At 44.5% G+C, this 19,977-nt stretch carries 24 protein-coding genes; all 24 read left to right on the top strand.

Annotated elements, in window-relative coordinates:
- Position 1 precedes the first annotated feature (1 nt).
- The 24 genes from kdsB (at position 2) to atpD (ending at position 19,976) form a co-directional block, all read left to right on the top strand.
- Positions 2-748, top strand: a complete 747-nt coding sequence (gene kdsB, locus K6C05_RS04975) for a 3-deoxy-manno-octulosonate cytidylyltransferase (protein WP_296731974.1) — start codon at positions 2-4, stop codon at positions 746-748.
- A gap of 17 nt (positions 749-765) precedes the next feature.
- Entirely contained in the window at positions 766-1,584 is an 819-nt protein-coding gene (gene kdsA / locus K6C05_RS04970) for a 3-deoxy-8-phosphooctulonate synthase (RefSeq protein ID WP_296731972.1), read from the top strand.
- Between the two features lie 87 nt (positions 1,585-1,671).
- The gene (locus tag K6C05_RS04965; RefSeq protein WP_296731970.1) at positions 1,672-2,640 is read left to right on the top strand and encodes a KpsF/GutQ family sugar-phosphate isomerase; all 969 of its coding nucleotides are present in this window, start codon (positions 1,672-1,674) and stop codon (positions 2,638-2,640) included.
- Position 2,641: 1 nt separating this feature from the next.
- On the top strand, positions 2,642-3,202 hold the full coding sequence (locus K6C05_RS04960) for an HAD-IIIA family hydrolase (protein ID WP_296731967.1): 561 nt from the start codon (positions 2,642-2,644) through the stop codon (positions 3,200-3,202).
- A 27-nt stretch (positions 3,203-3,229) separates the two neighbouring features.
- On the top strand, positions 3,230-4,144 hold the full coding sequence (locus tag K6C05_RS04955) for a lysophospholipid acyltransferase family protein (RefSeq protein ID WP_296731965.1): 915 nt from the start codon (positions 3,230-3,232) through the stop codon (positions 4,142-4,144).
- A complete protein-coding gene (gene lptC / locus K6C05_RS04950; protein WP_296731962.1) occupies positions 4,137-4,685 on the top strand; it encodes an LPS export ABC transporter periplasmic protein LptC in 549 nt (182 codons plus the stop codon). Before K6C05_RS04955 ends, lptC begins: the two co-directional genes overlap by 8 nt.
- A gap of 2 nt (positions 4,686-4,687) precedes the next feature.
- Positions 4,688-5,380 (top strand): LptA/OstA family protein, encoded by a 693-nt coding sequence (locus K6C05_RS04945; RefSeq protein WP_296731960.1) that lies wholly within the window; start codon positions 4,688-4,690, stop codon positions 5,378-5,380.
- 34 nt (positions 5,381-5,414) lie between these two features.
- Positions 5,415-6,134: an LPS export ABC transporter ATP-binding protein gene (lptB, locus tag K6C05_RS04940; protein ID WP_296731957.1), complete on the top strand. Its 720-nt coding sequence runs from the start codon at positions 5,415-5,417 to the stop codon at positions 6,132-6,134.
- Positions 6,135-6,145: 11 nt separating this feature from the next.
- Positions 6,146-7,237 carry an LptF/LptG family permease gene (locus K6C05_RS04935; protein WP_296731956.1) on the top strand — a complete coding sequence of 364 codons (1,092 nt, stop codon included), beginning with the start codon at positions 6,146-6,148 and terminating at the stop codon, positions 7,235-7,237.
- A gap of 31 nt (positions 7,238-7,268) precedes the next feature.
- Positions 7,269-8,492 carry a DUF3084 domain-containing protein gene (locus K6C05_RS04930; protein ID WP_296731954.1) on the top strand — a complete coding sequence of 408 codons (1,224 nt, stop codon included), beginning with the start codon at positions 7,269-7,271 and terminating at the stop codon, positions 8,490-8,492.
- 96 nt (positions 8,493-8,588) lie between these two features.
- Positions 8,589-9,005 (top strand): pre-16S rRNA-processing nuclease YqgF, encoded by a 417-nt coding sequence (locus tag K6C05_RS04925; protein WP_296731952.1) that lies wholly within the window; start codon positions 8,589-8,591, stop codon positions 9,003-9,005.
- Complete coding sequence (locus tag K6C05_RS04920; RefSeq protein ID WP_296731950.1) at positions 9,005-9,463, top strand: dCMP deaminase family protein; 459 nt, start codon at positions 9,005-9,007, stop codon at positions 9,461-9,463. Before K6C05_RS04925 ends, K6C05_RS04920 begins: the two co-directional genes overlap by 1 nt.
- A 143-nt stretch (positions 9,464-9,606) precedes the next feature.
- Positions 9,607-10,644, top strand: a complete 1,038-nt coding sequence (locus tag K6C05_RS04915; protein ID WP_296731948.1) for an MraY family glycosyltransferase — start codon at positions 9,607-9,609, stop codon at positions 10,642-10,644.
- Between the two features lie 36 nt (positions 10,645-10,680).
- A complete protein-coding gene (gene wecB / locus K6C05_RS04910; protein WP_296731945.1) occupies positions 10,681-11,844 on the top strand; it encodes a UDP-N-acetylglucosamine 2-epimerase (non-hydrolyzing) in 1,164 nt (387 codons plus the stop codon).
- Between the two features lie 277 nt (positions 11,845-12,121).
- The gene (locus tag K6C05_RS04905; RefSeq protein ID WP_296731943.1) at positions 12,122-12,991 is read left to right on the top strand and encodes a DUF3298 and DUF4163 domain-containing protein; all 870 of its coding nucleotides are present in this window, start codon (positions 12,122-12,124) and stop codon (positions 12,989-12,991) included.
- Between the two features lie 252 nt (positions 12,992-13,243).
- Complete coding sequence (locus K6C05_RS04900; RefSeq protein ID WP_296731940.1) at positions 13,244-13,471, top strand: AtpZ/AtpI family protein; 228 nt, start codon at positions 13,244-13,246, stop codon at positions 13,469-13,471.
- 149 nt (positions 13,472-13,620) lie between these two features.
- Positions 13,621-13,998 carry a hypothetical protein gene (locus tag K6C05_RS04895; protein WP_296731938.1) on the top strand — a complete coding sequence of 126 codons (378 nt, stop codon included), beginning with the start codon at positions 13,621-13,623 and terminating at the stop codon, positions 13,996-13,998.
- A 63-nt stretch (positions 13,999-14,061) separates the two neighbouring features.
- Positions 14,062-14,733: a F0F1 ATP synthase subunit A gene (atpB, locus tag K6C05_RS04890; protein WP_296731936.1), complete on the top strand. Its 672-nt coding sequence runs from the start codon at positions 14,062-14,064 to the stop codon at positions 14,731-14,733.
- Between the two features lie 74 nt (positions 14,734-14,807).
- On the top strand, positions 14,808-15,059 hold the full coding sequence (gene atpE / locus K6C05_RS04885) for a F0F1 ATP synthase subunit C (protein WP_296731933.1): 252 nt from the start codon (positions 14,808-14,810) through the stop codon (positions 15,057-15,059).
- 41 nt (positions 15,060-15,100) lie between these two features.
- Entirely contained in the window at positions 15,101-15,604 is a 504-nt protein-coding gene (atpF, locus tag K6C05_RS04880) for a F0F1 ATP synthase subunit B (RefSeq protein WP_296731931.1), read from the top strand.
- Entirely contained in the window at positions 15,598-16,140 is a 543-nt protein-coding gene (atpH, locus tag K6C05_RS04875) for an ATP synthase F1 subunit delta (RefSeq protein WP_296731928.1), read from the top strand. Before atpF ends, atpH begins: the two co-directional genes overlap by 7 nt.
- Before the next feature lie 22 nt (positions 16,141-16,162).
- Positions 16,163-17,680 (top strand): F0F1 ATP synthase subunit alpha, encoded by a 1,518-nt coding sequence (atpA, locus tag K6C05_RS04870; protein WP_296731927.1) that lies wholly within the window; start codon positions 16,163-16,165, stop codon positions 17,678-17,680.
- Positions 17,681-17,699: 19 nt separating this feature from the next.
- A complete protein-coding gene (atpG, locus tag K6C05_RS04865; protein ID WP_296731924.1) occupies positions 17,700-18,551 on the top strand; it encodes an ATP synthase F1 subunit gamma in 852 nt (283 codons plus the stop codon).
- Between the two features lie 12 nt (positions 18,552-18,563).
- Positions 18,564-19,976, top strand: a complete 1,413-nt coding sequence (atpD, locus tag K6C05_RS04860; protein ID WP_296731922.1) for a F0F1 ATP synthase subunit beta — start codon at positions 18,564-18,566, stop codon at positions 19,974-19,976.
- Position 19,977: the final 1 nt, after the last annotated feature.

The raw sequence follows: 19,977 nt of genomic DNA, 5'->3' as shown, positions 1-19,977 counted from the left end.
TATGAATACTCTTTGTATTATTCCGGCGCGATACGCCTCAACCAGACTGCCGGGTAAACCTTTGGCAGATATAGCCGGTAAGCCTATGATTGTCAGAGTATACCAGCAGGCAGCAAAGGCGAAAAGAATTACTGATGTAATAGCGGCCGTTGATGACAAACGGGTCTATGATGCTGTAGTGAATAATGGCGGCAAGGCCATGATGACAGCAAAAAATCATCCTACGGGGACAGATCGTCTGGCAGAGGTGGCAGCGGCACATCCGGAGGCAGAGCTCATCATAAATGTTCAGGGGGATGAGCCCTTGATAGAGCCTGCCATCATAGATGCCCTGGCAAGGGCTTTTGACGAGGATCCGGACCTGCAGATGGCAACAGTGAAATCGCCGATATTGGATAAAGCCGAGATTGATAATCCAAATAATGTAAAGGTGGTAACCGACAAAAAGGACTATGCACTGTATTTTTCCAGATCGGTATTGCCTTTTTTCCGGGAAAATACTGGGGTGAAGGTATATAAGCATATCGGAATATATGCTTATAAACGGGACTTTTTACTGCGTTATGCCAAAATGGAACCTACAGATTTGGAAAGGACCGAATCTCTTGAGCAGCTTCGGGCCCTGGAAAATGGCTACAGGATAAAGGTTATAGAAACTGACTTCCACTTTGTTGGTGTAGATACACCGGAGGATCTGGAGTTGGTCAATATAGAATATGAAAAGCGTTTAAATGGGCATAAAGCCTAGAAAGGATGGTAAGGAATATGAATACGGTTCAGGTGGGAAATTTTGAGATTGGTAATGGCAAGCCGTTGGCGTTGTTGGCTGGTCCGTGTGTACTGGAAGGTTTGGACCGCTGCCTGATGATAGGCCGTACTATCAAGGAAATAACCAGCAGACTGGGTATACCATATGTATTCAAGGCCTCCTTTGATAAGGCTAACCGGTCTTCCTTTAATGGCTTCCGTGGTCCTGGCTTGAAAAAGGGGCTGGAAATGCTTCAGACCATCAAGGATGAACTGCAGGTGCCTATTGTTACGGATGTTCATACTGAGGAGCAGGTAAAGCCGGTATCCAAGGTGGCAGACATTATCCAGATTCCTGCGTTCCTATGCCGTCAGACTGACCTTTTATACGCTGCTGCCCAAAGTGGTGCCGTGGTCAATGTCAAAAAAGGACAGTTCATGGCGCCTGGTGATATGCGCAATGTTGTTGACAAACTCCACGAGGGTGGATGCTCACAGATTATGCTTACTGAGCGTGGTGCAACCTTTGGCTATAACAATCTGGTTGTAGATATGCGTGCATTCCCTATCATGAGGTCCTTTGGTTATCCTGTAGTTTTTGATGGTACTCATAGCGTGCAGTTACCTGGTGGAGCAGGTACCTGCTCAGCGGGAAACCGTGAATATGTACCTCATCTCGTCAGGGCTGCAGTGGGTGCCGGCGTGGATGCTCTCTTTATGGAGGTTCATGATAATCCTGAGGAAGCCTTGTGCGATGGTCCTAACATGGTTTATCTTGATAAGCTGGAAGATCTTTTAAAGAGTGCTATAGCAATACATGATGTGGTAAGAAAATGATATTTTTCTCCCGGATTGTATCAGCATATGGTTTTTGTGGAGAATAAGGATTTGAACAATGCGTCATAAGATAGAGGAGTCATATTAATGATAAAGGATTCGGCAATTGCTACGCTGCGTATAGAGGCAGATTCGGTTCTTGAGCTTATTAATCATGTGGATGATGAATTTGAACGCGTGGTACAGTGTATACTGGACTGTAAAGCGCGTGTCATAGTAACTGGTATGGGCAAGTCAGGACATGTTGGCAGGAAAATTGCTGCCAGCCTGGCCAGCACAGGTACACCGGCCTTCTTTATGCATCCGGCAGAGGCCTTTCATGGTGATTTGGGAATGGTGACTGCCGAGGATGTGGTTATTGCCATATCTAACAGCGGAGAAAGTGCTGAAGTCGTCAATATATTGCCTGTTATCAAGCGTATAGGGGCTAAAATTGTAGCAATGTCAGGGCGTCGTGATTCTTCCCTTGGGAAAAATGCTGATTTTTATGTGGATGTGAGTGTGGAAAAGGAAGCCTGTCCTTTGGGATTGGCACCTACGGCCAGTACTACTGCCACTTTGGCCATGGGAGATGCCATAACGGTGGCACTCCTTGAGGCAAGGAACTTTACCCGTCAGGATTTTGCATTGTTTCATCCGGGAGGTTCCTTGGGCAGGAGGTTGCTCCTTACCGTGGAAAATGTCATGCACAGTGGGGAGGACAATCCGATTATACATTACAGTGCTACTGCCAAGGAAGCACTCTTTATGATGACGGACAAAGGGTTGGGTGCTACCTCTGTAGTAGATGATAATGGGGTATTTATTGGACTTGTCACTGATGGTGATATACGACGGTGCCTGGCCAAGGGAAGTCAATTCCTCGATGAATCAGTGGAGGAGCTGATGACCAGGACACCATTGACCATATCCAAGGAAAAGCTTGCGGCTTCAGCACTGAGTATTATGGAAAAGCATAAGCCAAGGCCTATTACGGTTTTACCAGTGGTGGATGCTGATAAAAAACCTGTAGGTATCGTACATTTGACGGATTTGCTGCGTCAGGGAGTTGTTTGATATGGTTATTAGTGCAGGAGCAGAACAGGCTGCAAAAAAAATCAAAATGGTCATTTTTGATGTGGATGGCGTTCTTACTGACGGGCAGATTTATATGGGGCCTTCAGGTGAAATCGCCAAATCCTTTTCGGCCAGGGATGGTATGGGAATCACCCTGCTCCATAAGGCCGGACTGCAAAGCGCCATCATTACAGGCAGAGAATCCCAGATAGTGGCAAGGCGGGCAGCCGAGCTGAAAATTTCCTCTGTGTCCCAAGGCTGTGCTGATAAGAGAAAAGCCTATGGTGAACTTAAGCAGAAATATGATTTGAAGGATGAGGAAATTGCCTATGTGGGGGATGACCTGAACGACCTGCCGCTCATCATAACAGCAGGGCTGGGTTGTGGTGTTGGTGATGCCATACCGGAAATCAAGAAATATGCAATGCTGGTGGCTGAAAGTCATGGGGGCACCGGAGCAGTAAGGGAGATTATTGAGTATATATTGAAAAAACAGGGCAAATGGAAAGCTTTGGTAGAGAGCTTTATGGCCAGCCACCCTGTTGATAACATTGGGCAATAAGTGTATTCTTTTGGTGAGGGATTTTTTATGGTATACAAACTTCTTATGCTTATGAGCTGGATTACCTGCAGGATGCCGTACAGCTTCCTGATGAAAGCAGGTAAGGGCTTGGGAATTTTATATTACAGATTCATAAAAAAGCAGAGGAATCTGGCTATCAAGCAGATGATGGAGTCCTTGAAGATTGAAAGGCCTGAGGCTGAAAGGCTCATTAGGGAATCCTTTATAAATATGGGGAAAAACTTCATGGAAGTTTTGTATATGCCTGCCCTGAACAAGAAGAATTTTCATAAACATATTCAGATAGAGCATTTGGAGAGAATGCAGAATGCCCTGAAGGAAAAGCATGGGGTAGTGGTACTGACCGGACATGTTGGAAACTGGGAATGGCTCTCTGCAGCCTTTACCATGAATGATTTGCCTGTCAGTGCCATAGCAAAGCAACAGCCAAATATGGATTATACCAATGCGTTGAATGACCTTCGGGCAACTATCAATGTCGAGATTTTTTCCCGTGGGACCAGTGAGCTTCTTTCGGCGGCCAAGGCATTGAAAAAAGGTAGGATTTTAGGATTTTTGGCGGATCAGGATGCGGGTCCTGGCGGTGCATTTATCGACTTTCTCGGTAAGACTGCATCCACGCCCATGGGGGCTGCTGTATTTGCCAGAAAGTTTAATTCCCCAATCATTCCGGCATTTATTCTTCGTCAGCCTGATGGCCATCACAAGGTTCTGGTTGGTGAAGTATTACGCTATGAAGATACAGGGGATGCAGATAAAGATTTGTTTGATTTGACATACAAGATGACAAAAATACTTGAAAAGGTTATTATAGATAATCCCACACAGTGGTTATGGTTTCAGAAAAGGTGGAATACGCCGCCTGAGCAGCAGGTTCACAAGCATCATACAGTGAAGGCAGAGGTACAGGATAATGAGTAAAAAGGGCAAGGCGATAATAGCTGTTTTTTCCATATTGCTGGCTGTGCTGATTGCCTGGGCAGTCAACAATATACCTGATGGACCTGATATTAATCGTGTTCCTCTGGAAAAAAGAGTTGTAAGTTTTGAGGGGAATACCATTCAGGAGGAAAAGGATGGCCGGATTTTATGGTCCATTACTGCTGCTAATATTGAGATGGATATTGATACCAAGGATGCCTCATTGACTGATGTTAAGGCTGTGTTTAATTTTGAGGATGGACGCACGGTAAACCTGACAGCTCCTAAGGCAATATTCAATGATAAGACACATCATCTGGAGGTCTTAAACGGCGTATCAGGCGAGAGCAGCGATGGTGGCAGATTTTCCTGTACTGAGATAGAATGGTTGGCTGAGAAAGAATTGCTGGCCATGAAGGGCGATGCCAGCATTGAATATGAAAAGGAGGCAGTAAAGGCCTCAGGTGACAGAATAGAAAGTGCTAATGGATTCAGGAATTTTAAGATAAGTGGAAATGCTCACTTGGAGAAAGGGAACTAGCTATGGATATGAAGTCTGGGAAAAAAATAAGTGTTATGGCCTGTGCAGCTTTACTGACAGTATCAGGTACCCTTTTTGCGGCTGAGAACAGCTCGGAAAAGGCGTCTCTGGATGCAGAGGTTGTAGAATACAATATGGAAACCGGCATGTCTACCGCGACCGGTAATGTGGTCATGGTGAAGGGCAACTCCACTGTGACCGGAAATTATGCGGAATTTAATACAAAAACAAAAGACGGCAAGGTAACAGGAAATGTTGTAGCTGTTAAGGATGATATGAGAATGTCTGCAGAAATGGTGTCTACTGATGGCGGTGAGCATATGATAGCTGTTGGCTCAGTGCGGGGAACAAAAGCGGACAAGCATTTTGCCGGACCAAGGGTGGAATATTTTGATACAAACCAGTATGTGCTGATCCCTTCCGGGGGAAGCATAACTGCTCCGGAGGGAACCTTTACAGCTGACCGCATGGAGGGATATCTGCAGTCCAATCACATTATTGGTACAGGAAATGCCCATATGGTAAGTCCACCTAACAATATGGAAGCCGGTGGTGACAAGGTGGATTATTATGGTGACGGTACGGGAAAGGCTGTACTTACCGGTAATGCCTGGGCTATTCAGGATAACAATACATTAAAGAGTAAAAAACTCACTGTATTCCTGGCTGATAATGGTAAGGCAAAGGTTCAATAACAGGGATTGCAAAATGATTTTGGAGGGCTGATCAGTGCACATTGAGGCCAGAAATTTAGTAAAAACATATAAAAAAAGAAATGTCGTGGATAATGTAACCCTTAAGGTATACAAGGGAGAGATCGTTGGCTTGTTGGGACCAAATGGTGCCGGTAAGACTACGACATTTTATATGATTGTAGGGCTGGAAAAACCTACTTCCGGTGAGGTCTTTTTGTCAGAGATTCCAATCGGTAATTTGCCTATGTATCAGCGGGCTCAATTGGGAATAAGCTATTTGGCACAGGAAGCCTCCATTTTTCGAAATCTGACGGTGGAAGAAAATATTATGGCTATACTTGAAGCCCACATAAAGGATCCTGAAGCCCGCAAAAAAAGGATGAATCAGCTTTTGGAGGAGTTCCATGTATCCCATGTGATAGATCGGTTGGGGACGGAATTGTCCGGAGGTGAGCGCCGTAGAGTGGAAATAGCACGGTGCCTGGCCTTAGAGCCACAGTTTATATTGCTTGATGAGCCTTTTGCCGGTGTTGATCCTTTGGCTGTAGCTGATATTCAGGGGATAATCAAGTACCTGCAGGAACGGGGAATGGGTATTCTGATCACAGATCATAATGTAAGGGAGACCTTGCACATCGTTGACAGGGCCTATATTCTGAATAATGGTAAAATCCTTCTTGAAGGTGACAGCCAAACAATAGCGAACAGTGAATTGGCCAAGAAATTTTATCTTGGCAAGGACTTTAAATTATAGGGGTAAAGCGCATGCGGATTCGAATTTTAGACAGGTATATTTTTATAGAAGTATTCAAGACCTTTATATTTGGCATATGTGCGTTTTCTGCTGTATTTATTGGGTCTGGTACTCTGTTTCGTATTGCCCAGTACATAACGGAATATGGGGCATCCCTTGCTTCCGTGGCCAAGATTTTTGTTCTTAGCCTGCCAGGGGTTATCATATGGACATTTCCTATGTCCATGCTGTTGGCAAGCCTGCTGACCATTGGCCGTATGTCCGGTAATAGTGAAATTACAGCTATTAAATCATGTGGTATCAGCTTTTACCGCATTTCAATGCCGGCTGTTATTCTGGGCGCCCTGGTCAGTGTGTTTGCCATTGCCTTTAATGAATATGTGGTACCGTGGTCCAATGAGGCTTACAGCAATGTATTGAATTATGAAATCAAGGGCAATCTGGCACCTCAATCCCAGGAACATATCATTATCAAGGAAATTAAGGATGGCACGATTCAGAGACTGGTGTATGCCAGACAGTACGAGGCTGAGACAAATACCATGTATGGTATTTCCATGCAGGCCTTTGAAAATGGCAGCCTGAGTCATGTTGAAAATGCAGAATATGCTGAATGGCATGATAATCAGTGGACTATGTATTCCGGGATTATTTATGATGTATCGAAGGGTGAGACAAATCATACGATGCATTTTTCCAGTCAGATATTACCTATTAATGAAAGCCCCCGTGAAATCATCAGGGAGCAGAAGAAGCCTGAGGAGTTATCCATGAAGGAGCTTAAGGCACAGATTGATATCATGAAGGCTCAGTATGTCAATACGAAGAAGCTGGAAACTGAATTGTATCAAAGAATTACCATTCCAATGGCCAGTCTGATATTTACACTGGTGGCTATTCCATTGGGGATGCAGCCGAACAGAAACAGCTCTTCAAGGGGATTTGTCATCAGTATCATAATTATATTTATCTATTATAGTTTGATGACTATGGCAGGAGCCATAGCACAGAGTGGAGCAGTTGATCCTATGCTGGCTGTGTGGCTGCCTAATATTATCGGGCTGTTTGCCGGTGGCTGGCTGATGCACAGGGCATCAAGGTGATCATCTGTTTTTATGTAGGAGGTGACTCTGCATGTATGGTGTGTTTTTGATCATGGTTCTGGTAGTTACAGGTGGGGCCATTGCCTTTATTGGTGACAGACTGGGATCAAAGGTCGGCAAGAAAAAATTGACTGTATTCGGCATGAGGCCTAAATATACATCTATTTTGGTTACAATATTAACCGGTATAAGTATTACCACGATGACATTGGCAGTGATGACCACTGTATCCGACAATGTCCGTACTGCCCTGTTTGGCATGGATAAGCTGCAGCAATCCATGGTGGAGGCTGAACAGCGTTTGGGAACAGCTGCCAAGGAGCTGGAAAGGGCAAAGGCTGAGCAGAAATATACTGATGAAGAGCTGCAGAAGGCAAAGGCGGCCGTGGCCAACCTCCATGCTCAGCGTGATGAGCTGGAGGAAAGAACCAGGGAATTGCAAAATGGTAATAGCCTGCTGGAGGCAGCTAAAAAGGAACTGACAGAAAAAAACACCGTTCTTGCTGATAGCAATAAAAAGCTGGAGGATGGGAACCGGAAGCTTGAGGAAAGCAACCGCAAACTGGTGGAGACCAATGAACAGCTGGAATCACGCAATGAAAGCCTGACTACAGGTATACAGATCATGCGTGAAGGCGATATAACCTTCCGGGCAGGGGAAGTCCTGTCCAGTGGTGTAATCAAGGCTGGCAGGGACGAGCATGAAATATACAGTGATCTCCAGGTGTTAACGGAAATCGCCAGAAACAATATATCCAGACGATTGGGAGACCAGGCGAGTGAGGCTGAAAAGCAGATTTGGATACTGGAGCCGGATTATCTCCAGGCATCAAAGGTCATATCTGCAAGCAAGGATGATATGATTGTGCGTATCGTATCTGTTGGTAATCTGATTCGTGGTGAAAACGTCCGTACAGTTCTTCAGCTCTACCGGAATAAAAAGGTATTCGATGCGGATGAGCTGATTACTAGTACCAGTATTGATGTAGATATCAACGATGAGGAAGCTGTGGATATGGCTATTACCTCCTTCCTTAAACGGGTAAATGGGATTGCTACCCGCAAGGGAATGCTACCTGATCCTATTTCAGGCAATGTTGGTGTAATAGAAGGCGAAGAGATTTATAAGGCCATAGATACACTGCATGTTTATAACGGTAAGGGCATGATATATGCCTATTCCAAGGGAACCTGTGAGGTTTTTGGGCCTTTGAGATTAAAGCTGAAAATAATTGGTACGGGACAGGTTTTTTGATGTGATACCGGAGTACCAGGATATATCAGGGGAAAAACTTTCTGTGTAAATTTCAATAGTGGTATTAACGAATGTGTAGATATATTGGGGTAAAGGATGTCTGATACTTGTATTTTGGGAATTGACCCGGGGCGTGATAAGTGTGGTGTGGCCATATTGTCGGCTGCTGACAAGGTATGTTGCCAGCAGGTGGTTGATACGGGCAGATTGCTGGAGGAAGTCCATAGGCTGTACGATGAGTATAATTTCAGCATGATTATCATAGGTAATGGTACTACCAGCAAGGAAGCCTCCAGGCGGCTGCAGAGTGAGTTCCCGGATATACAGCTTGCGGTTAGGGATGAGTATTATACTACCCAGCTGGCAAGAAAGGAATACTGGAAGGCAAAGCCTCCAAGGGGGTGGAGAAAATTATTGCCTACCAGTATGCAGGTTCCTCCGGAGCCCGTGGATGATTTTGTGGCAGTGATATTGGCGAAACGATATTTTGCGGAAATAAAGGAGAGACTGTAATGGCTGACAAACAGGATAGACCAGAATGGAATGACTATTTTCTTGATATTGCCAAGGCTGTAGGCAGAAGATCAACTTGTTTACGGCGTAGATACGGGGCAATTATAGTCAAGGATAAGATAATTATCAGTACCGGCTATAATGGAGCTCCACGGGGTGAGGCTAACTGTATTGATACCGGAGTATGCGAGCGTCAGCGGTTGGGTATAAAGCCAGGCCAGAATTACGAGCTGTGTGTAGCTGTTCATGCGGAGCAAAATGCCATTATCAATGGTGATCCGGAAAAAATGAAGGGTGCTACGGCATATATTGTGGGCTATAATGCTGATGGCACACTGGCATCAGGAAAACCCTGCCTGTTATGTCGCAGGATGCTGAGAAATGCAATGCTGGACAAGGTTATCTATCTTGAACCTGATGGCTCAGTAACCGAGGTAGCTCCAAAGGACATAAAATAATTCTCTCAGGAACAGCATACTGGTTGATGGCATGTGAATCCGCCTGTTGTGGGTACTGCACAGCTACAGAAAATTGGGTAATATTGACAACGGGGGCACAGTGATGTAAAATCGGTATGGTCTTGAGAAAGAAGGTGCATTATATGCCAGATTTTATATGGGCATTATTAGTCGCATTGGTGATATCCTTTATTGTTACACCATTTGTTATAATCTTTGCAGACAAAACAGGTGCTTTGGATGCACCGGATGCCAGAAAGGTTCATCAAAAACCAATCCCTCGGATTGGTGGGATAGGAATATATATTGCGTTTGTTGCCGGGGTGATGGCTACATTGGATTTTGGGGCCTTGCCTGAGGATATTCGCATGGATGTATGGGGCCTGCTGGCAGGGGGTACATTTATTGTCCTGTTGGGCATTATAGATGATTACAAGAATTTGCCGGCTAAGGTGAAGCTGCTGGGACAGATTGTTGCGGCCTGCATATTGGTGGCCTTTGGTGCCCAGATAGACTTTATTGCAGACCCTTTCGGTGATTATTTCTATTTGGAATATTTTGCCGTACCGGCTACTATTTTCTGGATTGTAGGACTGACGAATACCGTCAATCTTATTGATGGCCTTGATGGTTTAGCAGCAGGGGTTTCAACAATTGCTTCATTGACAATCCTGCTGGTGGCATTGCAGAATGATTTTGCACTGGTAACACTGTTGACTGCTGCTTTGGCTGGAGCTGCCATAGGTTTCTTGCGTTATAACTTTAATCCTGCCAGGATTTTTATGGGTGATACCGGAAGTATGTTCCTGGGGTTCATGTTGGCCGGAATATCGGTAATTGGTGCAGTAAAAAGTGCGGCAACCATAGCGTTGATCGTTCCAATATTGGCATTGGGCGTTCCGATTATGGATACCTCCTTTGCAATTATTCGTCGTTATCGTGGTGGCGTGCCTATATTTAAGCCTGATAAAGGTCATTTGCATCACAGATTGCTTGATTTAGGCTTTAATCAGCGGCAGGCCGTTTTGTTGATGTACATAATCAGTGCCTTGCTTGGCCTGAGTGCGGTATTGCTTAATGAGGTATCCGGTGGAGTCGCAATTGCAATCGTTGTATGTGTGATTTTGGCTGTGTTCCTGGGAGCAAAGAAGCTGGGAATTCTCAGGATGAAAAATCCGTAAGCATGTACATTTCTGTATCAAGTGTAGAAGGGGATAATGATGGGTAAAAAGATAAAAGTAATGACTGTATTTGGTACCCGCCCGGAAGCAATCAAAATGGCACCGGTTGTATTGGAGCTGGGGAAGTATCCTGAAGCCATTGAACCAATAGTTGCTGTAACAGCCCAGCACCGTGATATGCTGGATCAGGTGCTGAAGCTATTCAATATTAAGCCGGATTATGATCTGGATATCATGTCGGCCGGACAAACCCTGTTTGATATTACTTCCAGAGCTATGACAGGGCTGGATAAGGTTCTTACCCAGGCAAAGCCTGACATTGTACTGGTACATGGTGACACCACTACTACTTTTGCCGGGGCGTTGGCGGCTTATTATCATCAAACGCCTGTAGGTCATGTTGAAGCTGGATTAAGGACTCATAACAAGTATTCGCCATTTCCTGAAGAAATGAATCGGAAGCTCACAGGTTCTATTGCAGATATTCATTTTGCACCGACAGATACATCAGAGAAAAATCTGCTGGCAGAAGCTGTTGATGATGCTGATATTTATGTAACAGGCAATACTGTTATAGATGCATTGCATAAGACAGTTAATGAAAACTTTGTTTTTGATAATAAAATGCTTCAGGACATAGATTATAGAAACAAGCGCATCATTTTGGTAACTACACATCGGCGTGAGAATTTGGGTGAACCTATGCGCAATGTATATAAGGCCCTCAGACAGCTGACTCAGGAATTTGACGATGTGGAAATCGTTTTCCCGGTCCACAAAAATCCTAAGGTACGGGAAGTGGTCAAGGCTGAATTAGGCGGCTTGGACAAGGTCTATCTGGTTGATCCCTTGGACTATGAACCGTTTGCCAATCTTATGCATCGTGCGTATATGATTCTGACTGATTCCGGTGGGGTGCAGGAGGAGGCACCTGCTCTTGGCAAGCCTGTACTGGTACTCCGTGATACCACTGAAAGGCCTGAGGCTGTTGAGGCTGGTACTGTACGGTTGATTGGCACTGACGAAAAAGTTGTGTATGACGAAGCAAAAAAACTTTTGACCGACAGTAAAGCGTATACCTGCATGGCAGAAGCCTGCAACCCTTATGGTGATGGTGAGGCCTCAAGACGCATTGTCCAGGCCATTTTGTACAAATATGGTATCGTGAAGGAGAAGCCTGATCGTTTTATAGCGAAATAATCCTGCAAATTGGTAATTAAAATATTCCAGGACACATTGAAGACGCATGTGCTTCAATGTGTCTTTTAATTTTGGGGGATTTACCCTTTAATAGGCCCAAGGGCGGACATGACGGGAATAAGGTGCTATTTTTTTAAATAAGCTGGTATATTTATCTTTTTTCGTATAATATGTGATAAAAAGAATGTGTCCTATATCCTGTTTTCTAAATTAAGGAAAATATTTTCTTCTGGGAAGAAAATTTTGAACAACTGTGTTATAAGGGAGGAGAAAGTATATGTGGAAAAAGATGTTGGCATCAGGGGCTGCGGTATTGGCTTTGGGCTTATTTGCAGATTTCGGGGATTGCAGCGGCATTCCCATTGTCAATGCCTGTGAAGAGGGGAATGCCAGCCTCAGCACTCCTGGGGGAATTCCTTACAGCAGGCCGTTGGCATATAGCTCCAGGGAGAACCATGAGATGCTTTATGACGAATCAGGCCATAAGCTTTTGATGGATGCCTTTACCTATGAGGTCCAGCTGGATGGCAGCAGTGCCGTTGACCATCCCCGTCTGCAGCAATCCTTAAAAAAATTATCCGGTCAAAACCTGGATGATTTGAAAAATATGGTCAATGATTGCCGGAGCGGTCTCATAGAGGAGTATGAGCTGGGGAAGGCCAATGGGTTATATGCAGACGACACTGTGGTTCCCTTTGCCTATGAGCATGATTTTCAAGGGCTGAGAGTGGACACTGCGGTTTGCAGCTTTGCTGCGATGGAATATATCTATATGGGTGGAGCCCATCCGGGACATTATTACATAACTCATTCATTTGATACCAAGTCTGGCAGGGAATTAAAACTGAGTGATATATTCAAAACAAAGGAAGGGCTTGCTGAAATTATTGCTACTGAGACGAAAAAGCAAATGGGTGAGCGGGTAGAAATGTTGGACTATAATACCATGGTAGGTGAAATTCAACAAATGCTGGATGATAATACCTTGGCCTTTGGGTTGGATAATGACGGAATGATTGTTTTTTTCAGTGATTATGATATTGGACCATATGTTATAGGAACAATGGAGATAAACATACCATACACAAAATATTTTGAGCTGTTCCAGCCGAAATATATCTTTTATGGTGAAAGACCTAGGGGCTAATTATTGTGCCGATGGTGCCGGTTTGTTATCACTGCAGAAATGGATGCTGGACTGTGTAATACAGAAAGCATCCATTTTTGCGGTATTTTAAGGAGAAGAAGGAAATGCATGTTTTGATAAATGATATTTATTAAAACATATTGCTGCATTATATTGTAATATTTTTTTTCCAAAAAATAATTTGATATAATGAGTATATTAGCTTTTTGAGCAATAATAAGCTGTTCTTTTATCATTGAAGGAGATCTTTTTATGAGCAGAAAACCAGAATCCGGTGGCTTGGCTCAGGGATTAAAAATCCTTGGAGTGTTAGGGGGCACGGGAATTTTTTTTGCTGTTGTCATTGGTATATGCATTTTTTTGGGGTCCATGGCAGATGAATGGCTGGGGTTGGAATATGCCGGAAAACTGACAGGGATTCTGTTGGGATTCCCGATAGCCTTCTACCTGATATGGAAACAGCTTAAAGAAATAATCTGATGGTTATTTTGCAACGATATTGTCATTAAAATATTAATGATAATTAAGGTTAAAATATGTTATAATTAATCTGTATAGGAGTTTGTACTCCTATATGGTTTAATAAAGTATTCAACGAAGATGAGGTTGTGCCTTGTCGGAGGAGGAATATGAGGGAAGTTGTATTGGCCGGCATCAGAAAAATGCTGGGTATATTGGCAATAATTACAGCCATGCTTGTTGTTTCTTTACTGGCATATGATCAGGGTGTTCTTATTTTTGGACTGGCTGCGGGTTATCTTATGGGAACTGCCTGGTATGGTGTCATGTTGGGACGACTTTGGCGTAGTGCGGATATGACTGTAGCAAGGGCAAAAAGCACTATGGCATCTGGACTTATTATACGGCTGTTATTGCTGGCTGCTGTATTTGGTGCAGCCATTCATGTTTCAATGGCGCAGTTCGTGGCAGTGGTCACGGGCTTTGCCGTTGTTTATGTATTGGGATTGCTGTTGTTAATTCATACCAATTACAGTAAATATCTTTAAGTCAATGTAATTTCTCAAGAGATGCATTTTTTTATGCAGACGCAGCAGAAGGGGGTATAGGTTATGCACGAAATCGGTGTTCGCGAAACAGTGCAGTTTGCCGGACTGACCTTCAATTGGGAAACCCTTGTGATGACCTGGTTGAGTATGGCAATAGTGTTATTCATTGCCGTGCTGGCCACCAGAAATCTCAAGCTGGTACCAACAGGTGCCCAGAATATAGTTGAGGCACTTATCGTTTGGCTGAGGGAGCAGGTTGCAACAAATCTCGGACCAAAGGGAGAATTCCTGTGTCCATTGATTGTGACCCTGTTTCTTTTCCTGATTGTAGCTAACTGGTTAGGACTGGTGCCTACAATGGCATCACCGACAAACGACCTGAACACCACATTAGGATTGGCGCTTCTGATCGTGCTGATAGTTCATGTATTGGGATTGTATATGAAGGGAATGCATTATGTTAAGCATTTTTTTCAGCCGTTTCCAATATTTGTAGTTATCAATGTCATTGAAGAAGTGGCAAAGCCAATCACACTGGCCTTCCGTTTATTTGGTAACATTCTTGCAGGTGAAATTCTGATTATTATCCTGCTGAAGCTGGTTCCAATTTGGATGCCAATTCCATCAGTAGCATGGCTGGCATTCAGCTTATTTATCGGCGGAGTACAGGCATTTATCTTCACCAGCCTTTCCATGGCTTATCTGGCCAATGCGGTTAAGGAAAGTGAAGAGTAGTAACAGTTTTTGCTGCAGTGGAATGCCACTGACAGGCGGTAAATTATCGTTATGACTATAAGGAGGATTATCTAATGGAAAATGCAATTATGATAGCGGCAGCTATGATCGGTGTAGGTATTATTATGGGATTGGCAGCAGTTGGTGCTGCATTGGGTGATGCCCTGGTTACCAGTAAGTTTATTGAGGGCCTTACCCGTCAGCCTGAGGCCAAGAATGCACTGTTTACCAACACCCTGATTTCTGTAGGTCTGATCGAGGCAATGTGTATTATAGCAACCGTTATTGCCCTGATTATACTGTACGCTAACCCACTTATTAAATAATCAGCGTTTTGATGAGGTGATAAGTAGAGGAGGCAATAGAATTGATAGATATTAACGCAACCTTAATTGCGCAGATGCTGAACTTCCTTCTCTTGGTTGTACTTCTTCGTATTTTTGCTTATAAGCCTATTGTCAAGGTCCTTAAAGAGCGCGAGGACAGAATCGCTAATAGCATCAAAAAGGCTGATGACGATGCTGCTGCTGCTCAGGCAACCCTGAAAGAATATCAGGATCAGCTTGCTGGTGCCCGCTTAAAGGCTCAGGATATTATGGATAAGGCTGAAAAGCGTGCAAATGAGGAGCATGAAACCAGCATTCAGGCAACAAAGACTGAGATTCAGCAGATGAAAGAAGCTGCTCAGCAGGAAATCCAGAGGGAACGCGCCCAGGCAGTTGAAAAACTCAAGGGTGAGGTCGTTGCATTATCCGTAGCGGCTGCTGAGAAAATCGTTTCCAAGAAGATTAATGCTGCTGAAAATGAAGTGCTTATCAAGGAATTTATAGATCAGCTCGATAAGGATAAGATTGGTGATTTGCCATGTTAAATATACAGCTTGCCCGTAAATACGGGGTTGCAATCTTCGAGATTGCTGAAGAAGAAAAAAAGCTAGAGAAATATGGTAATGAGCTGGCCAAGGTTAGCAAAGACCTTTTTTCTCATGCTGATTTAAAGGGCTTCCTGACCAACCCGCAGGTACAGCCTCAGGCTAAGAAGGATATCCTCTCCAAGCTCTTGCAGGGAGAAATTTCGGACTTGATGTTTAAGTTTTTGCTGCTTCTGGTGGACAAGCGTCGTATTGTACTGCTGGAGGCCATTAATGAGTGCTATCAGGAGCTGTCAAATAAGGCACGGGGCATAATGATTGCTGATGTAACCAGTGCATTTGATTTGAAGTCTGAGCTCAAGGAAAGCCTTGGGAGAAAGCTGGAGAGAGTAACCGGTAAGAGAATTAAACTGCGCATGCATAATGATCCCAGGATTATTGGTGGTGTGATTGTCAAAATCGGTGATAAGCGGATTGACGGCAGTGTTACCGGGCGATTACAGGCACTAAAGGCTGAATTGATGGCAAGTAATTGAGAAAATGGGGTGACAGCGAAGTATGAAAATGAATCCGGAAGAAATAACAGCCATTATCAAGGATCAAATCAAAAATTACAATGTTGATTTGAATGTTGATGATGTAGGCACTGTTATCGAAATCGGTGATGGTATAGCCCATGTTCATGGTCTCAGCAAGGCTATGGCAGGAGAGCTTTTGGATTTCGGTAACGATATATATGGTCTTGTTCTGAATTTGGAGCAGGATAATGTTGGTGCAGTTATTCTTGGTGGTGATACAGCCATCAAGGAGGGTGATCTTGTAAAGAGAACCGGTACCATCATGCAGGTTCCTGTTGGCGAAGCAATGGTCGGCCGTGTAGTCGATGCCTTGGGACGCCCGGTAGATGGTAAGGGACCTATTAACACAACTGAATATCGTCCAGTAGAATATAAGGCTCCTGGTATTGCAGACAGAAAGTCTGTACATGAGCCACTTCAGACTGGTTTGAAGGCAATTGATGCCCTTGTTCCTATCGGCCGTGGTCAGCGTGAGTTGATTATCGGTGACCGTGGTACAGGTAAGACAGCTATAGCTGTTGATACAATCCTCAACCAGAAGGGACAGAATTGTATCTGTGTATATGTAGCCATTGGTCAGAAAGCATCTACCGTTGCCCGTGTGGTTAAGACCCTCGAGGACGGTGGAGCTATGGAATATACCATAGTAGTTGTTGCAACTGCATCTGACAGTGCACCGCTGCAGTATCTGGCTCCATATGCCGGTGTTGCAATGGCAGAATACTTTATGTATAAAGGTGGTCATGCACTTTGTGTATACGATGACCTTACAAAACACGCTGCTGCATATCGTGCAATGTCTCTGCTGCTTCGTCGTCCACCAGGGCGTGAGGCTTATCCGGGTGATGTATTCTATCTACATTCCCGTCTTTTGGAGCGTGCCGCTAAATTGTCAGACGCCATGGGCGCTGGTTCAATTACGGCTTTGCCAATTATTGAAACTCTTGCAGGCGATGTATCTGCATATATCCCAACCAATGTTATCTCCATAACAGATGGTCAGATTATGTTGGAGACAGACGCTTTCTATTCCGGTATCCGTCCTGCAATCAGCGTAGGCTTGTCAGTATCCCGTGTAGGTGGTAGTGCTCAGATCAAGGCCATGAAGCAGGTAGCTGGTACCATGCGTTTGGATTTGGCACAGTATCGTGAGTTGGCTGCATTTGCCCAGTTCGCTTCAGACCTGGATAAAACTACCAAGGCACAGCTTGATCGTGGTGCCAGAATGGTTGAGACTCTGAAGCAGGCTCAATATGCACCGCTTGCCGTTCAGGAGCAGGTAGTAGTAATCTTCTCAGCAGTTCGTGGCTTCCTCACTGATATTCCGGTGGAGAAGGTTGTTGCTTTCCAGGCTGATCTGTTGAAGTTCATGCACAGTGAGCATGAGGATGTCCTTCAGAAGATTATGGACCAGAAGAAGCTGGATGATGCCTTAGAAGCAGAAATTTCCAAGTGTATTGAGGAATTTAAGGAAACTGTAACCTATAAAATGGCATAAGGCAGTGAGGTGATTTTATTTGGCTAGTTTACAGGACATACGCCGTCGTATTAAGAGCGTAAAAAGTATACAGCAAATCACAAATGCCATGAATATGGTAGCAACTTCCCGCCTTCGTCAGGCCAAGGAAGCTGCTGTTGCCAATAAGCCTTATGCAGAAAAAATGGCTCAGATAGTATCTGATGTTGCTTCTAATGTGACTGATTTCAGTCATCCCCTGCTGGAGACGCATCCCGGGGGGAAATGCCTTATATTGGTAATGGCTTCAGATAAAGGTCTTGCCGGAGCATATTCCAGTAATGCCATCAAAGAAGCTGTTGCCCAGATAAAGGATAAGGGCAATACACAGCTTATTACTGTGGGCCGTAAAGTAAAAGAGTATTTTTCCAACCGTAGCTATAATATATGCAGTGAATACACCGGTATCAGTGAGAGACCGAAGTATGAAAATGCCAAGACTATAGCTGAAGATATCATTTCCCGCTTTGAGGCCGGTGATATCGAAGAGGTATATATGGTATATACTAGATTTGTATCAGCTATCAGTTGTGTCCCGGAAACGGTAAAGTTGCTTCCTTTCAGTGGCTTGGCCGGGGAGGAAGGCAAAATCCGTACCGAATATATTTATGAACCTGATGCTGCAGATGTTCTGGGATATTTGCTGCCACAGTATCTTGTTACTACTATTTATGCTGCTCTGCTCCAGGCTGCGGCCAGTGAGCTGAGTTCCCGTATGAATGCAATGAGTAACGCTACGGATAATGCTCAGGAGCTTATCGCAAAATTGGATTTGCACTATAATAAAGTTCGTCAGGCCGGCATAACCCGCGAAATCACAGAAATCGTGGGCGGTGCTGAGGCATTGAAGTAAGGGGGTTTACCATTGGCAAACGGTAAAGTCGTACAGGTAATAGGACCTGTCGTAGATATTGAATTTCCTGCAGGTGAACTGCCAGAGATTCTTAATGCAATTACAATCCAGGGTAAAGCCGGCGATGTAGATATAGATCTGGTAGTCGAGGTAATGCAGCATTTGGGTGATTCTGTTACCCGCTGTATCGCCATGAGTTCTACCGATGGTCTCACTCGTGGCATGGAGGCTGTGGATACTGGTTCTCCTATTAAAGTTCCAGTAGGAGATGCCTGCCTTGGTCGTGTATTTAATGTATTGGGTCAGACTGTTGACCACAATCCTGAACCAGTTGGCAACAAGGAGTTCTGGCCTATTCACCGTCCGGCTCCAAAATTCGATGATCAGGAGACTGCAACTCAGATTCTTGAGACCGGTATAAAGGTCGTTGACCTTATTGCACCATATTCCCGTGGTGGTAAAATCGGATTGTTTGGTGGTGCCGGTGTAGGTAAAACAGTTTTGATCATGGAGCTGATTCATAATATTGCTACCCAGCATGGTGGATATTCTGTATTCGCCGGTGTAGGTGAGCGTACCCGTGAGGGTAATGACCTGTGGTCAGAAATGACTGAATCAGGCGTTATTGATAAGACTGCCCTGGTTTATGGGCAGATGAATGAGCCACCTGGAGCTCGTATGCGTGTCGGCCTGACCGGACTGACCATGGCGGAATACTTCCGTGATGTTCAGGGGCAGGATGTGCTTTTGTTCGTAGATAATATATTCCGTTTCATTCAGGCTGGTTCTGAGGTATCTGCGCTGCTCGGTCGTATGCCATCAGCCGTAGGTTATCAGCCAACTCTGAGTACTGATATCGGTGCCTTGCAGGAGCGTATTACATCTACCAACAAGGGTTCAATTACTTCTGTTCAGGCAGTATATGTTCCTGCAGATGACCTGACTGACCCGGCTCCGGCTGGTACATTTACCCATCTGGATGCTACCACAGTTTTGTCCCGTCAGATAGCTGAGTTGGGTATTTATCCGGCAGTGGATCCGCTGGATTCCACTTCAAGAATTTTGGATCCAAATGTTATTGGTACTGAGCATTATGAGGTAGCGCGTGGGGTTCAGGCAGTTCTTCAGAAGTATAAGGAACTGCAGGATATCATCGCAATTCTGGGTATGGAAGAGCTTTCCGATGCAGATAAGCTGACTGTAGCCCGTGCCCGCAAGATTCAGCGTTTCCTGTCTCAGCCTTTTGCTGTAGCAGAAATCTTTACTGGTACACCTGGTAAGTATGTTCCGCTTCGCGATACTATTCGTGGATTTAAGGAAATTCTGGAAGGTAAATACGATGAACTCCCAGAGGCTGCATTCTACATGGTAGGCAGCATCGAAGAGGTTCTGGAGAAGGCTGAGAAGATGAAAAAGGAGGGATAAT

It is taken from the genome of Anaerovibrio sp., assembly GCF_024697385.1.
Classification (GTDB): Bacteria; Bacillota; Negativicutes; order Selenomonadales; family Selenomonadaceae; genus Anaerovibrio.
This window is presented reverse-complemented; position numbering and strand designations above follow the sequence as displayed.

Coding starts and splice junctions, on each gene's coding strand:
- kdsB (WP_296731974.1), top strand. CDS start 2: ATGAATACTCTTTGTATTATTCCGGCGCGATACGCCTCAACCAGACTG.
- kdsA (WP_296731972.1), top strand. CDS start 766: ATGAATACGGTTCAGGTGGGAAATTTTGAGATTGGTAATGGCAAGCCG.
- K6C05_RS04965 (WP_296731970.1), top strand. CDS start 1,672: ATGATAAAGGATTCGGCAATTGCTACGCTGCGTATAGAGGCAGATTCG.
- K6C05_RS04960 (WP_296731967.1), top strand. CDS start 2,642: ATGGTTATTAGTGCAGGAGCAGAACAGGCTGCAAAAAAAATCAAAATG.
- K6C05_RS04955 (WP_296731965.1), top strand. CDS start 3,230: ATGGTATACAAACTTCTTATGCTTATGAGCTGGATTACCTGCAGGATG.
- lptC (WP_296731962.1), top strand. CDS start 4,137: ATGAGTAAAAAGGGCAAGGCGATAATAGCTGTTTTTTCCATATTGCTG.
- K6C05_RS04945 (WP_296731960.1), top strand. CDS start 4,688: ATGGATATGAAGTCTGGGAAAAAAATAAGTGTTATGGCCTGTGCAGCT.
- K6C05_RS04935 (WP_296731956.1), top strand. CDS start 6,146: ATGCGGATTCGAATTTTAGACAGGTATATTTTTATAGAAGTATTCAAG.
- K6C05_RS04930 (WP_296731954.1), top strand. CDS start 7,269: ATGTATGGTGTGTTTTTGATCATGGTTCTGGTAGTTACAGGTGGGGCC.
- K6C05_RS04925 (WP_296731952.1), top strand. CDS start 8,589: ATGTCTGATACTTGTATTTTGGGAATTGACCCGGGGCGTGATAAGTGT.
- K6C05_RS04920 (WP_296731950.1), top strand. CDS start 9,005: ATGGCTGACAAACAGGATAGACCAGAATGGAATGACTATTTTCTTGAT.
- K6C05_RS04915 (WP_296731948.1), top strand. CDS start 9,607: ATGCCAGATTTTATATGGGCATTATTAGTCGCATTGGTGATATCCTTT.
- wecB (WP_296731945.1), top strand. CDS start 10,681: ATGATGGGTAAAAAGATAAAAGTAATGACTGTATTTGGTACCCGCCCG.
- K6C05_RS04905 (WP_296731943.1), top strand. CDS start 12,122: ATGTGGAAAAAGATGTTGGCATCAGGGGCTGCGGTATTGGCTTTGGGC.
- K6C05_RS04900 (WP_296731940.1), top strand. CDS start 13,244: ATGAGCAGAAAACCAGAATCCGGTGGCTTGGCTCAGGGATTAAAAATC.
- K6C05_RS04895 (WP_296731938.1), top strand. CDS start 13,621: ATGAGGGAAGTTGTATTGGCCGGCATCAGAAAAATGCTGGGTATATTG.
- atpB (WP_296731936.1), top strand. CDS start 14,062: ATGCACGAAATCGGTGTTCGCGAAACAGTGCAGTTTGCCGGACTGACC.
- atpE (WP_296731933.1), top strand. CDS start 14,808: ATGGAAAATGCAATTATGATAGCGGCAGCTATGATCGGTGTAGGTATT.
- atpH (WP_296731928.1), top strand. CDS start 15,598: ATGTTAAATATACAGCTTGCCCGTAAATACGGGGTTGCAATCTTCGAG.
- atpA (WP_296731927.1), top strand. CDS start 16,163: ATGAAAATGAATCCGGAAGAAATAACAGCCATTATCAAGGATCAAATC.